Source organism: Rhizobacter sp. (genome assembly GCF_031412495.1).
Classification (GTDB): domain Bacteria; phylum Pseudomonadota; class Gammaproteobacteria; order Burkholderiales; family Burkholderiaceae_C; genus Schlegelella_A.
In genome coordinates, this window is the sequence record NZ_JANODC010000124.1 from 1 (window position 1) to 13,062 (window position 13,062).

Annotated in this window: 11 protein-coding genes and 1 pseudogene; 1 reads left to right on the forward strand and 11 read right to left on the reverse strand. The window is 71.1% G+C overall.

The genetic code is table 11. The annotated features are described in order from the left end of the window. The 6 genes and pseudogenes from AC30N0_RS04555 to AC30N0_RS04580 form a co-directional block, all read right to left on the reverse strand. Positions 1-414 (reverse strand): annotated as a pseudogene (locus tag AC30N0_RS04555) (thiolase family protein); the annotation flags it as partial. Beyond that, positions 411-2,072: an AMP-binding protein gene (locus AC30N0_RS04560; protein WP_489516745.1), complete on the reverse strand. Its 1,662-nt coding sequence runs from the start codon at positions 2,070-2,072 to the stop codon at positions 411-413. The pseudogene AC30N0_RS04555 and the gene AC30N0_RS04560, both read right to left, overlap by 4 nt. Before the next feature lie 2 nt (positions 2,073-2,074). Then, complete coding sequence (locus AC30N0_RS04565) at positions 2,075-2,557, reverse strand: aromatic-ring-hydroxylating dioxygenase subunit beta (protein WP_489516746.1); 483 nt, start codon at positions 2,555-2,557, stop codon at positions 2,075-2,077. 58 nt (positions 2,558-2,615) lie between these two features. Beyond that, positions 2,616-3,971: an aromatic ring-hydroxylating dioxygenase subunit alpha gene (locus tag AC30N0_RS04570; RefSeq protein ID WP_489516747.1), complete on the reverse strand. Its 1,356-nt coding sequence runs from the start codon at positions 3,969-3,971 to the stop codon at positions 2,616-2,618. Between the two features lie 38 nt (positions 3,972-4,009). Beyond that, positions 4,010-5,530, reverse strand: coding sequence for an indolepyruvate oxidoreductase subunit beta family protein (locus tag AC30N0_RS04575; RefSeq protein ID WP_489516748.1), 1,521 nt, complete (start codon positions 5,528-5,530; stop codon positions 4,010-4,012). Continuing rightward, positions 5,527-7,803, reverse strand: a complete 2,277-nt coding sequence (locus tag AC30N0_RS04580) for a thiamine pyrophosphate-dependent enzyme (RefSeq protein WP_489516749.1) — start codon at positions 7,801-7,803, stop codon at positions 5,527-5,529. Before AC30N0_RS04580 ends, AC30N0_RS04575 begins: the two co-directional genes overlap by 4 nt. Before the next feature lie 59 nt (positions 7,804-7,862). Here AC30N0_RS04580 and AC30N0_RS04585 point away from each other — a divergent pair, with 59 nt between their 5' ends. After that, positions 7,863-8,327 carry a MarR family winged helix-turn-helix transcriptional regulator gene (locus tag AC30N0_RS04585; RefSeq protein ID WP_489516750.1) on the forward strand — a complete coding sequence of 155 codons (465 nt, stop codon included), beginning with the start codon at positions 7,863-7,865 and terminating at the stop codon, positions 8,325-8,327. Positions 8,328-8,357: 30 nt separating this feature from the next. Here AC30N0_RS04585 and AC30N0_RS04590 read toward each other — a convergent pair whose 3' ends face one another. The 5 genes from AC30N0_RS04590 to dctP all read right to left on the reverse strand — a co-directional run. Next, a complete protein-coding gene (locus AC30N0_RS04590) occupies positions 8,358-9,680 on the reverse strand; it encodes a Rieske 2Fe-2S domain-containing protein (protein ID WP_489516751.1) in 1,323 nt (440 codons plus the stop codon). A 7-nt stretch (positions 9,681-9,687) separates the two neighbouring features. Further along, entirely contained in the window at positions 9,688-10,167 is a 480-nt protein-coding gene (locus AC30N0_RS04595; protein WP_489516752.1) for a V4R domain-containing protein, read from the reverse strand. Between the two features lie 61 nt (positions 10,168-10,228). Further along, positions 10,229-11,542, reverse strand: a complete 1,314-nt coding sequence (locus AC30N0_RS04600) for a TRAP transporter large permease (protein WP_489516753.1) — start codon at positions 11,540-11,542, stop codon at positions 10,229-10,231. A 31-nt stretch (positions 11,543-11,573) separates the two neighbouring features. Next, complete coding sequence (locus tag AC30N0_RS04605; RefSeq protein ID WP_489516754.1) at positions 11,574-12,101, reverse strand: TRAP transporter small permease; 528 nt, start codon at positions 12,099-12,101, stop codon at positions 11,574-11,576. 51 nt (positions 12,102-12,152) lie between these two features. Continuing rightward, positions 12,153-13,062 (reverse strand): TRAP transporter substrate-binding protein DctP (dctP, locus tag AC30N0_RS04610; RefSeq protein ID WP_489516755.1); only part of this gene is annotated, 910 nt, incomplete at its 5' end.

Below are 13,062 nucleotides of genomic sequence, written 5' to 3' on the forward strand. Positions count from 1 at the left end.
GTCGCGGGCGAAGTGGCTGAAGCCGCCGAGCATCTGCCGGAACGACTCGACGTGGTTGGCGTCGGCGGCGACGCAGGCGACGATGTCGGCGTCGCCGGCCTGCACCGCGCGCGCGGCGCGGCGCAGCGCCATCACGCCGGACGCGCCGCCGGTCGGGATGTGGTCGAGCCAGCGCGGGCTGAGGCCCAGGTGCTGGGTCACGCCGACGGCGGTGTCGGGCGAGAGCGAGAAGCTGCTCACGGTGAGGCCGTCGATCTGCTCCTTGGCGATGCCGGAGCGCTCGACCAGCGCGTCCATCGCGGCGCCGATGAACCAGTGCGCGCCGTGCGTCGAGTAGCGCCGGTACGGCACCGTGACGGGCACGGCGACGGCGACGCCCTCGTACGACGCGCGCCGGGCAGCGCCTGCACTCACTCCTTCTTCTTCCTGCGCCGTTTCAGCTCGCGCGTGTCGATGCAGTTCGGCTTCGAGGGCAGCGTGCGCGCCAGCTCGCGCAGCTCGCCGCGCTGGATCTTCTGCGACACGGTGAGCGGCAGCGACTCGACGAAGGCGACGTAGCCGGGCGCCTTGAAGTAGGTCAGCCGCTCCAGCGTGTGCCGCACGATGCTGTGCGCGATGTGCTCGGGCGGGGGCAGGTTCGGTGCGTCGCGCAGCACGATGCAGGCGAGCACCTCGTCGCCGCGCACCGGGTCGGGCGTCGCGGCGACGGCGCTGGCGGCGACGGCCGGGTGCTGGTTGAGGACGCTCTCCACCTCGACCGCCGAGATGTTCTCGCCGCTGCGCCGGATGACGTTCTTGCGCCGGTCGACGAAGTGGAAGTCGCCGTCGGCGCTGCGCCGGACGACGTCGCCGGTGTGGAACCAGCCGCCGGCCCAGGCCTGCTCGGTCGCCGGCTCGTCCTTGAGGTAGCCGAGGAAGAAGTCGCGGCGCGGGTCGGCACCGGCGGCGCGGACGAGCAGCTCGCCGGGGACGTCGACGTCGACGGGGCTGCCGTGGTCGTCGACGATGCGCGCCTCCACCTCCGGATCGGCGCGCCCGAAGCAGCTCGTGCCGACCCGGCGCGGCTCGCGGTGGGCCATGATGCAGGCGGCCGCGCCCGTCTCGGTCATGGCCCAGGCTTCGAGCAGCGGAAAGCCGAAGCGCTCCTCGAAGGGGGCGTGGTGGCGCGGATCGACGCCGGCGCCGAAGCCGAAGCGCACGTGGTGCTGGCGGTCGAGCGCGCTGGGCGGCGCGCCCAGCAGCATCGCCGGCATGACGCCGAGGTAGTGCGCGACGGTGGCGCGCGTGTCGCGCACGCTCTGCCACCAGCTCGCCGGATGGAAGCGGTCGAGCTGCACCAGCGAGCCGCCGGAGAGGATCGACGCCATGGTCGAGAACGCCAGCGCGTTCATGTGGCTGAGCGGCAGCGGCGTGATGAAGCGCTCCTCGTCCTCGCGCACCGTGGCCAGGTCGCCGAGGCCGAGGTACCAGGCGCCGGCGCGCAGGAAGTAGCCGTTGCCGAGGCGGCAGCCCTTGGGACGGCCGGTCGTTCCCGAGGTGTAGAGCAGCGCGCATTCGGTGCCGCGGCCGACCGGCTGCCCGGCCATCCGGGCCGGGGTCCGCGCCGGCGGGATGCGGCCGGCGGCGTCGGGCCCCATGGTCTCGAGCGTCGCGCCCGCCTCCTTGGCCGCCGCGCGCAGGGCGGCCTCGCGCCCGGGCAGCGCCACCGCCAGGCACATCTCGCTGTGGCTGATGAGGTACATCCACTCCGCCGCGCGCATGTCGGCGTTGATGGGGACGATGCTGACGCCGAGCGCGTTGAGGGCGAGCCAGTGGGTGAAGAAGGCCGGCCGGTTCTCGAGCAGCAGGCCGACCCGGTGGCCGTGGCCGTAGCCGGCTTGCCCGTAGAGAAGGCGCAGGCGCTCGACCTCGCCGCCGACCTCGCGCCAGCTGCGCGGCCCGGCCTCGATCCGGTACGAGGCCGCCGTCACCGCGTCGACGATCAGCCATTCGGCGTCGGCACGCCGGGCGGCGCTGCGGCTGAAGGCGGCGTGGACGGTGGTCGGCTCGGCCGAGCGGGGGGACTCCGCCACGTTCAGATGAAGAGCTGCACCGCCGGCAGGGCGGCGTCGCTGTTGAGGAGGTCGACCCGCTTCAGCGTCATGCGCAGTTCGCCGTCTTGCATCGTCAGGTGATGGTAGACGGTGCCGACGAAGAACTCGATCTCGTCGCCCTGGGCCTCGGTGTAATGGAATTCCGTGCGCAGGACGTAACGGTTCGTCGTGGCGTCGGCGCTCTCGACGGTGGGTGTCTGCAGCAGGTGGTGGGCGCGGCTCGGCGGCTGCTGCGAGTAGGCGCGCGGGCTCTTCAGGCGCTCGATGCGCAAGGTGCGCAGGAGCTTGTCCTCATACAGGTGCGAGGTGTGGTTGAGGCCGTCGGGCTGCCCGGGTACGAGCGGCACCCAATAGATGCCGTCCTCCGTCCAGAGCGCGTTCCACTCCTCGTAGCGCTTGTCGTCCAGCAGGCGCGCCTCGCGCACGACGAAGGCGATGAGCCGGGCTTCGGTCGGATCGGTCATTGGACGACCCTCCGCGCTGCGCGCTCCGGGATGAGCGCTCTGGAGCGGCCACGCGCGCTCATGGCTGCCCCTCGTACGCGCCGGTCGGCACCCGCGGCTGCATCGTCGCCGTCATCGCCTCGACCCAGGCGCGGTGCTGGTTGCGCATCGAGATCTCGCTCGTGCCGGCGGCGGTGACCTCGCGCTGGCCGATCTCGGCCGCGTCGAAGTTCCGATGCAGGCTGACCCAGTCGTTGCCGCTCGCGTGCAGGCCCTTCTGGATCGCCCGGTAGGCGTGCAGGTCGTCGTGGCCGACGACCGAGAACGGCGAATTGATGAGGCGGTTGTAGGTGACCGTGCGCTGCAGCAGCTCGTCGGGCGCGCCCTTCAGGCGGAAGGTCCAGCTCTCGATCAGGGTCTTGTCGGCGGCGATGGGGCGGGCGACACGGATCGACTGGATCGCGCCCTTGATCGTCAGGTTCGGGTAGTACACGGTGTTGTGCCGCGTCGTGCCGAGGATCTGCTTCGTGCGCTCCTCGCCGTAGGCGGCCTGCATCGCCGCCTCGTACGCGGGCACGGCGGAATAGCTGCTGTGGATCGAGAAGTTCACGCCCGAGTAGCTGTGCCCGTTGGCGAAGACGCGAACGCCCATGTCGTCGAAGAACTGGTAGTCGGACACGAAGGGCACGAACTGCTCGATGGCCATCGGCTTCGGCACGTCGGCAGGCTGGCCCTTCCACATGCCCTTGGCGGTGCCCGCCGACGACTCGTGCACGACCATCGGGTGCATGGTGTCGTTGAGGTTCTCGACGAACATCTTCCAGTTGCAGGCGTGCATGAAGCGCAGGCAGCCGCCGGTGATCTCGAGCTCGCCGACCGGCGAGCGGTCGGCCAGGTTGTCGATCGACGAGAGCGAGGCGCCGAAGTAGCTCTCGAAGTCGGGCCCGGCGTCGCTCAGCTTGACGAAGACAAAGCCGCGGTAAAGGCGCACGTGGCGCACCGGCACCATGCCCTTGGCCGCCTCGCATTCCGACAGGCCGGTGCCCTCGTAGCCCTTCTTCAGCGGAATCGCGAGCAGCGAGCCGTCGGTCTTGTAGGCCCAGGCGTGGTACGGGCAGCGGAAGAAGCGGCCGGTGTGGCCGGCCGGCGCGCTGACGACGCGGGCGCCCTTGTGCGCGCAACGGTTCATCAGCACGCGCACGCTGCCGTCGTCGTGGCGCACGACGACGAGCGGCCGGCCGGCGATCTCGACCGTGATGTAGTCGCCCGGCGCGGGCACCTGGCTGTCGTGGCCGGCGTAGTTCCAGGTGTTGGCGAAGAAGTGCTCCTGCTCGAGGGCGAAGATCTCCTCGTCGATGTAGAGGTCGCGGTGCACCCGGTCGGGGCGGACCAGCGCGCGCACGGCGTCGGGGTGGCCTCGGTAGCGATCGCTCATGGGCAGCTCCTTCGTCGCTTCTTCCTGCGGCTCCTGCCTCAGGCCAGCGCGTGGCGGGTCAGCGCGGCATGGAGAGTGTCGCCGCGCTCGTCGGCCAGGGCCGCGTCGCGCAGCTCGCGCAGGGTCGCCGGCGCCAACGTGTCGGCCCGCCGCTCGACGATGCCCATCAGCGTGCCGAAGTTGCGCCAACCGCGCGCGTGCGTGTCGCCGTAGCCCTTGACCAGGCGCTGGCACTGCGCCACCTCGACGGCGAGGGCCGGGTTGCGCTTTTCGACGCGGGCGATGTCGGCCAGCCAGGCCTCGATGCGCGCCGTCTCGACGGCGAAGCGGCCGCTCGAGCGGCGGAAGCGGCGCAGGCCGGCGATGCCGTAGAGGAGCAGGAAGCCGGGCAGCGAGCTGGTCGTGACGACGCGGCCCTGCTGCGTGAAGCGCTCGACCAGGCGGCGCGGCCAGCCGGAGTGCTCGAGCCAGTGGCCCAGGCGCGCCGGCAGCGTCTCGCAGATCTCCTGCAGGCGCGGGTGCATGTACTCGTCGATGGCGAGCAGCTGCTCGTCGCCGGCCCGCACCTCGCCGTGCACGCGCTCGAATCGCGAGGCGCGCGTCTTCAAGGCGGCGACGCGGACCGTGTCCTCGTAGGTCATCCAGAGCGCGAGGTGGCGGGCGGTTTCGGCGAGCAGCTGCGGCGCCGGCGCGGCCAGGCCTTGCTGGAGGCGGTCGAGGCGATCGAGGTAGAGCGCGGCGTAGGCCGGGTCCTGCCAGTCGATGCAGCGGCGGATGCCTTCGAGCACGATCGGTCGGGCTTCGGCCGGAAAGCGTTCGGCGCGGTCGACGAGTGCGGCGACAGCGGGGTCGAGAGTCGAGGACGAGGTCGGCGACGGCGCGGCCGCTGTCGGCGCGACGGGCGCCGCGCCCCCCGGCGCGTGGCCCCCGATGCTTTGCCGCGCGCGCTCGAACCCGGCGTCGAAGGCGCGCCGGCTCGTCGCCACGCCGACGCCGCCGCGCGCGATCGTCTCCTCGAAGGCGCTGCGCGCGAACGGCAGCGCGCCGGTGCCGGCCAGGGCCCCGAACAGCACCGCGCTGATGACGCTGCCGGCGTCCTCGGCGACCTGCGCCATGTCGAAGCGAACCAGGCGCTTCGCCGCCGCCTCGGTGTGCGCGAGCAGGGCGTCGCCGTCGACTCGCCCGTCGCCCATCGCCGTCTTCTCGGTGATCGACCAGACGCGGTGCGTCGAGGCGACGAGCGTCGTGCGGTCGGGGGTGACGAGGCCGCGCTGCACGGCGCGGCCGGCTTCCATCAGTTCGGAGGCGAGGACGATGTCGACATCCCCCGGCAGCGGCATCAGCGCGAGCACCGGCTCGGGCGCGGACCCCGCCTCGGCGAGCGGGAACAGCTCGACGTAATAGATCGTGGCCCCGGTTCGCTGCGCGACGCCGGGCACCGACGTGCCTTGCGCGATGTGGCCGTTGTGCTCGGCGAGGTCGATGATCCAGTCGGAGAGCACGCCGCCGCCCTCGCCGCCCATGGCGAGGATAGCGATCTTGATCGGCCGCGGCGTCATCGTGGCAGCGGCTCGCTGCGCCGGGCCGGCGCGGGCGCGGGCGCAGGAAAGTCGAAGCGGCGGCGTCGGTGCGCGTCGCGCCGCTGCAGCCAGCCGATGACGCGGCTGCGCAGGCGCTGCCGGGCGCGGTCCCACGCGGTCGGGTTGCTGACGATCCGCGCCTTGTAGAACGACGGGCAGAGCACGGCCGCGTGCGCCACCTCGCCGCAGACGCCGCAGCCGACGCAGCTGTCGATCACGGTCGCCACCGGGTCGGTGCGCAAGGGGTCCGGGTTCGGCTTGATCGACAGCGACGGGCAGCCGTTGAGGCGGATGCAGGAGTGGTCGCCGGTGCAGGTGTCGGGGTCGATGCCGAATCGCTCGCGCACGACCCGGGCACCGGACGCCACCGCCTTCTTGACCAGCGGCTTTTCGCGCCGCTGCCGGTTCAGCATGCACTCCGACTGCGCGACCAGCACCTTCGGGCCGGCCTCGTTCGTGGTCAGCGCCTCGCGCAGGGTGTCGCGCATCTCGCTCACCTTGTACGTGTTCGTCAGGGTGCGGACCCAGGCCACGCCGACGCCGCGCACCGCCCGCTCGATGGCGTGGCCGGTGCTGCGCGACTTGTGCGCGAGCTTCGAGGACAGCACGTCTTGGCCGCCGGTGGCCGAGGTGTAGTTGTTGTCGACGACGATGGTGAGGTTGTCGCTGCGGTTGAAGACGGCGTTGGCGATCCCGCTCGTCAGGCCGTTGTGCCAGAAGCCGCCGTCGCCCATGACGCTGATCGCACGCTTGCCCTGGCGCGCGCCCGTCGCCGTGCCCTTCCCGTCGTTGCCGTTCGCCGCGCTGGACCGGCTCACCGGCGGGTTGAACGCCGACGCGCCGGCCGTGCCGAGGCCGTAGCCCATGGTCGTGTTGCCGATGTTGAACGGCGGCAGGATCGAGAACAGGTGGCAGCCGATGTCGGCGCTGACGTGGTGCGCGCCCAGCTCGCGCTCGACCAGCTTCATGGCGCTGAAGATCGGCCGCTCCGGGCAGCCGGTGCAGAACCCCGGCGGCCGCCCGTGCACGACCTCGGCCAGCGGCGCCGCGGCGACCGGGATCACCGGCCGCGCCGTGCCGCCGCCCGCCACGGCAGCAGGCCCGCTCGGCAGCAACGCGCCGTAGCGCTCGAGGAAGGCGCGCAGGCCGTCGCGGACCACCGTCGGCACGTACTCGCCGCCCATAGGCAGCACGTCCTTGCCGTGCAGCGCGGTCGTGCCGCCGCCCTGGCGCAGGACGTTGGCGATGTTCTGCTCGACGAAGTTCGGCTGCCCCTCCTCGACCACCAGCACGGCGCGCTTGCCGCTGCAGAAGCGCAGCACCTCGGCGTCGATCACCGGGTAGGCGACGTTCATGACGTAGAGCGGCACCTGCGCGCGGCCGTACACGTCGGCCAGGCCGAGCCGCTCGAGGCCGCGCACGACGGTGTTGTAGTGGCCGCCCTGGACGACGATGCCGAGGTCGGCGCAGCCGCCGTCGGCCGCATCGAAGAACTCGTTCAGCCCGCGCTGCTCGATGAAGCGCACCGCCGCCGGCCAGCGCTCGCCGATTTTCTCGCGCTCGTGCGTGTAGGTCGCCGGCGGCAGGGCGATCCGGGTCGTGTCGCGCACCGGGTTGTCCATGGCCTGCTGCAAGGTGAACGGCGAGCGCCGGTTGGCGGCGGCGGTGAAGCGGCCGTAGACATGGCAGGCGCGGATGCGCAGCTGCAGCATCACCGGCGTGCGGCTGGCCTCGGAAAGCTCGAAGCCCTGCTTCACCGCGGCGACGATCGAGGGCAGGTTCGGGCGCGGATCGAGCAGCCAGATCTGCGACTTCATGGCGAAGGCGTGGCTGCGCTCCTGCATGATCGACGAGCCTTCGCCGTAGTCCTCGCCGACGATGACCAGCGCGCCGCCGAGCACGCCGCCCGAGGCGAGGTTGGCGAGCGCGTCGGAGGCGACGTTGACGCCGACCGGCCCCTTGAAGGTGACGGCGCCGCGCAAGGGGTAGTTCACGGAGGCCGCGAGCGTCGCGGCGGCCGTCGCCTCGCTGGCGCTGTTCTCGAAGCGGATGCCGTGCTCGACCAGGATGTCCTCGGCGTCGGCGAGCACGTCCATCAGATGCGAGATCGGCGCGCCCTGGTAGCCGGCGACGTAGGCGACGCCCGACTCGAGCAGCGCCTTGGTGACGGCGAGGATGCCCTCGCCGCGGAATGTCTCGCCCTCGCCCAACCGGAGCTTGCCGACTTCCTCGGCGAAAGAACGCTCGGCCATGTGTCCTTCCCGCTTGCCTGCGACGCGTCAGCGGCCTATATTAGTTCAGACCTGAACGTATGCAAAGTCATACTTTGACGCCCACGCCGTTCGTCGACGATTACCTGGCGGCGTTGCTGGCCCAGGCGAGCCAGCTCATCTCGTCGGAGTTCCACGCCGTCGTTCGCCGCCAGGGCCTGGCGGTCTCGGAGTGGCGAATCCTGGCCACCCTCGCCGACTCGCCGCCCATGAGCATCGGCCGCCTGGCCCGCATCGCCCTGGCCAAGCAGCCGACGGTCACCCGCCTGCTCGATCGCATGCAGGAGAAGGGGCACGTCGAGCGCACCGCACACGGCAGCGACCGCCGGGTGACGCTCGTCGGCATCACCCCGGCCGGGCGACGTCTCGTCGATCGGCTGATCGTGCGCGCGCGCGAGCACGAGGATCGCGTCCTCGCCCCGTTCGGCCTGGCCCGCGCCGAGACGCTGAAGACGACGCTGCGGCGAATCATCGAGCTGCACAAGCCGCCTTCCGAAGCGGGCTGACTCGGCCGCCGGTCAGGCGCCGGCGGCGGCCTACCCCGGGTATGCCGGCGCATCCGGCGCCATGCCCTCGGCCCAGGCCACGAACTGGTTGCGCATCAGGGCCTCGTCGGTGCCGCCGACGTCGCGCACCGGCGTCGCGGCCTCTTCCTCGCGATGGCCGCGGTGCAGGCTCACCCACGGATGGGCCTGCACCGCGAGCGACTGCTGGATGCTCTCGAAGACGTGCAGGTCGTCGTGCGCGACCATCGACATCGGCGAGAAGACAAGCCGGTTGTAGGTGAGCGCGCGCTGCAGCAGCTCGGCCGGCGCGCCCACCGGCTCGAGCGCCCAGGCCTCGACCTCCGTGCAGTCGACGGCGATCGGCCGCAGCACGCGCAGGATCTGCGGCGACGCCTTGACGGCGAGGCTCGGATAGAAGATCGCGTTCTGCGGCGAGAAGGCGAGGATCTGCGCCGTGCGATCGGCGCCGTGCCGGGCCCGCAGCGAGGCTTCGTAGCCGGGCAGGTCGCTGTAGCCGCTGTGGATGCTGAAGTGCGTGCCGAGGATGCTGTGCCCGTGCGCCAGGACCCGCCCGCCCATCGCCTCGAAGAACCTGTAGCCGGAGCCGAACGGCATGAGCTGCTGGATCGCCATCGGCCGCGGCGCGTCTGCCGGCATGCCCGCCCAGGCGGCGCCGGCCGCGGCCGCGGCCGACTCGTGCGTCGAGACCGGGTGCACCGTGTCGTTGACGTTCTCGAGGTAGATCTTCCAATTGGCACGGAAGCGGCTGCGCAGCACGCCGCCGGCGACCCGCAGCGCGCCGTCCGGCGCGCGGTCGACCAGGTTGTCAAGCACCTCGAGCATCGCGCCGAGCGACTCGTCCAGGCCGATGCCCTGCGCGGCGAGGCGAGCGAAGACGAAGCCGCGGTAGGTCTCGACGGCGCCCGCTCGCGCCAGCCCCTGGCCGGCGGCGCAGGACAGCATCCGCGTGCCGTCGTAGCCGGCGGGCCGGGGCCGGCCGCGCGGCGCGCCGTCGGTGCGGTAGGTCCAGGCGTGGTACGGGCAGCGGAAGGTCGTGCCGGTGTTGCCGCGCGGCGAGCTGGCGATGCGCGTGCCCTTGTGCGCGCAGCGGTTGAAGAGGACGCGGATCGACGCGTCGCCGTGCCGGACCATGATGACCGGCTGGCCGGCGAGCGTCGTCGTGACGTAGTCGCCCGGCGCCGGTACCTGGCTGGCGTGGCCGACGAAGAGCCAGCTGCGCTGCCACAGGCGCGCCATCTCCAGCGCGAACACCGCCGGGTCGGTGTAGACGTCGCGGTGGACCTGATCGGCCTCGACCAGCGCGGCGAGATCGATGTCCTCGAGGGCGGGCATGGTCGGCTCAGCTCGGCTCGGCCGAGGCACCCGCCACCGTTGCGCGCGCGACGAACTCGCAGCGCGCATGGCCCGCGGCCGCGCACGCGGTTTCCTCGGCCCGCGCATCGAAGCCGAGGACGAGCGCGGCAGCCGCCGCCAGGAGGCCGCGGATCGGCGCACAGACGGCCTGCGGAGGGCCGGTCGCCGGCCAGCCGTGCGCGAACGGGCTGCCGTCGACCGCGAGGCGGAGCGCATCGGCCTCGCGGCTGAACTGCCAGCGGCCCCAGCCCAGGTCGGCGGCCGCGGCAGCGGTCGCTTCCAGGAACGCGTCGCGGTCGCCGCCGAGGCTCTCGAAATAGACTCGCAGGCTGTCGCCGCCGTGCTGCTCGGCAGCGTCGGCGAAGGCCTGCAGCGCGGCCGCGCGTGCCGCGGCGTCGAGCCTGGCGAAGAGTCCCATCAGCACGTCCGGGCGCATGAGCAGATAGCGCCGTGCCCCGTCGCGCACGACACCGGCTCGGCGTCGAAGACGAGTCGCTCGCGCAGGCCGGCCATCGCGCGAGCCTCGGCTACTTCAGCAGCCCCGGCAGCCAGGTCGCCGTCGCCGGCAGCATGAAGACCAGGGTGAGCACGGCGATGCTGAAGAAGAGGTAGGGAACGACGGCCTGGAAGATGTGCAGCATCGTCACCTCCGGCGGCGCGACGCCGCGCATCGTCATCAGCAGCAGCCCGTGCGGCGGCAGGAGCAGGCCGAGCTGCATGCAGATCAGGAACATGATCCCGAACCACACCGGGTCGATTCCGAGCTGCTGGACGATGGGCATGAAGATCGGCAGCGTGATCAGCATCATGCTGACCTGGTCGACGAAGATACCGAGCACGATCAGGATCGCCAGCATGCCGGCCACGACCGCCATCGGCGACAGGTTCTGGCCGGCGATGACCTGGACGATGCCGTTGCTCACGCCCGAGAACGAGAGCACCTGGGCAAAGGTGGTCGCGCCGACGATGATGAAGAGGATCATCCCGGAGATGACGACGGTGCCCTTGATGCTGGCCACCAGGTTCTGCAGCGTCAGGGCCCGGTACGACAGCGCCAGCAGGATCGTCGCCATGGCGCCGATCGCGGCCGATTCCGTGGGCGTGGCGATCCCGCCGACCATGACGCCCACCACCACCACGAAGATCGAGACCAGCGGCAGCACGTACTTCAGCAGCGGCTTCAGCTTTTCCCAGCCGCTGTACTCCACGAAGGCGCTGCTCGGCGCCAGCGACGGCTGGAGGCGCACGCGGATGACGATGTAGGCGACGAACGTCACCGAGAGGATCAGGCCGGGGACGATGCCGCCGATCAGCAGCTTGGTGTTCGAGATGCCCGACAGGCTGCCGAGCAGCACCGTCAGCGCCGACGGCGGGATGAGCATGTCGACGGCGCCGATCGCCATCACCGGCCCCGTCGCCATGGTCGGGTGGTAGCCGCGCGCCAGCATCAGCGGGACCATCAGGCTGCCGAGCATCGCCGTGGTGGCGATCGTCGAGCCGGAGATCGCCGAGAAGATGGTGCCGGCGACTACCGCGACCACGGCCAGCCGGCCCGGCACGTTGCGGATCAGGCGCTCGATGCCGTCGATCACCTTCACCGCCAGGCCGGTGTGGAACAGCACCTCGCCCATCAGGATGAAGAGCGGGATCGGCGTGAGCGAGAAGTTGGCGACCGAGCCGACGCAGTTGCGCACCATCTGGGCGATGCCGTTCTCGCCGCCGAGGATGAGGAAGGCGCCGACGACGTTGATGACGAGGAACGAGAACGCGACCGGCAAGCCGAGGAAGAGCAGCACCGTCGAGCCGCCGAGGAGCAGCCAGGCTGCCGCCTGCCAGCTCATCGGGGTCGCCCCGTCGGTGCGGGCCGGCGGCTCATCCGGCCGACACCGCTTCGCTGCGCGGCGCGCGCTCGCCGTGGCCGAGGGCCCGCATGCGGAACACGAACTCGACGGCGAGGATGCCGAAGGTGAACGGTAAAAAGACGAGCCACCACCAGGCCGGCATCGCCAGCGCCTTGATGAACATCTCGCCGGAGCGGATGGCGTCGAGCGTGGCGGCGGCGCCGTACCACATGATCACCAGGCAGCAGGCCAGGCCGAGCCCGTCGACCGCCCACTCGCAGTACCAGGCCCAGCGGCGCGGGATCGCCCGCAGCAGGACGTCGACGCGGATGTGCTGCCCGCGGCGCAGGAGCCAGGGCGCCGACAGCAGCGTGATCAGGTAGAGGAATGCTTCGGACAGGTCGTTGGTCGCCGGAAAGCCCCGCAGCGAGCGAATGAGCGGGACGTTGCGCAGCAGGACGTCGCCGCAGATCACGACCACCATGGCGAACAGCAGCACGCAGGCGACCATCGCCATGGCGTGATAGAGGCGGTCGAGCGCGGCCGAGAGCGATGCCATCCGGTTTGCCTGCGCGTTGCGCCGATCGCGGGCTGCCCTCGCGGCGCCGCTCTACTTGGGCGCCAGCATCTCCCGCAGCTTCGGGCCGTGCTGCGGGCTCGCCTTGACGATGGCGTCCCAGGCGGCGTCGTTGGCGGTCTTGACCAGGATCCGGGCCTGGTCGGGCGGCAGCTTGACCACCTGGATGCCGGCCTCCTGCTGCCGCTTGATCTCGGCCGGGGCGTCCTTGGCCGCCATGTCGACGTTGAGGCTCTCGAGCCAGGCGCCCTGCTTCTCGAGGAACTCGCGTTGCGCCGGCGTCAGCTTCTTCCAGGTGGCGGCGCTGAACATGACGCCCAGCTCGATGGCGTAGAAGCCGGGCTCGAGGCGGAACTTGGTCTTCTCGTGCCAGCCGAGGTCGAAGATGCCCAGCAGCGGCCAGCCGTAGCCGTCGACGACGCCGCGCTCGAGGGCGGTGTACACCTCGCCGGGGGCGATCTGCACGACGCTGGCGCCGAGCTTCTGGAAGAAGTCGCGGTAGATCGGCGCGATGCGCAGCTTCAGGCCGGTGAGGTCGGCGGTCTCGATCTTCTTGTTCGAGTAGATGTAGTACTGCACGCCCTCGCCGGTGCGCGCGAAGTAGTACAGGCCCTTGTCCATGAAGATCTGGTTGAGGTAGGCGAGCGAGCCGTCCTTCCTCATCTCGGCCATCGTCTTGTTGGTGTAGTTGAAGACCAGGCCCTCGGGAACGATGCCGGCGGTGAACGAGGTGGTGTTGTTCGACAGGTCGACGACGCCGCTGCGCATCGCGTTGCCCTGCTCGAAGGTCGGGATCGCCTTCGGCCCGCCGATGTAGTTGATCTGGACGATGCCCTTGCCTTCGTCGTTCACCTTCTTGACGAAGCGCTCGAAGTTGCGCGCGAAGTAGGTGCCCTCGTTGAACGCGTTGACGGCCTTGAGCGTGATCTCCTGGGCCTGCGCG

Excerpts from the sequence above, each read along its gene's own strand:
- AC30N0_RS04570 (WP_489516747.1), bottom strand. The coding sequence starts at position 3,971 with ATGAGCGATCGCTACCGAGGCCACCCCGACGCCGTGCGCGCGCTGGTC.
- AC30N0_RS04590 (WP_489516751.1), bottom strand. The coding sequence starts at position 9,680 with ATGCCCGCCCTCGAGGACATCGATCTCGCCGCGCTGGTCGAGGCCGAT.
- AC30N0_RS04605 (WP_489516754.1), bottom strand. The coding sequence starts at position 12,101 with ATGGCATCGCTCTCGGCCGCGCTCGACCGCCTCTATCACGCCATGGCG.
- AC30N0_RS04565 (WP_489516746.1), bottom strand. The coding sequence starts at position 2,557 with ATGACCGATCCGACCGAAGCCCGGCTCATCGCCTTCGTCGTGCGCGAG.
- AC30N0_RS04580 (WP_489516749.1), bottom strand. The coding sequence starts at position 7,803 with ATGGCCGAGCGTTCTTTCGCCGAGGAAGTCGGCAAGCTCCGGTTGGGC.
- AC30N0_RS04585 (WP_489516750.1), top strand. The coding sequence starts at position 7,863 with ATGCAAAGTCATACTTTGACGCCCACGCCGTTCGTCGACGATTACCTG.
- AC30N0_RS04600 (WP_489516753.1), bottom strand. The coding sequence starts at position 11,542 with ATGAGCTGGCAGGCGGCAGCCTGGCTGCTCCTCGGCGGCTCGACGGTG.
- AC30N0_RS04575 (WP_489516748.1), bottom strand. The coding sequence starts at position 5,530 with ATGACGCCGCGGCCGATCAAGATCGCTATCCTCGCCATGGGCGGCGAG.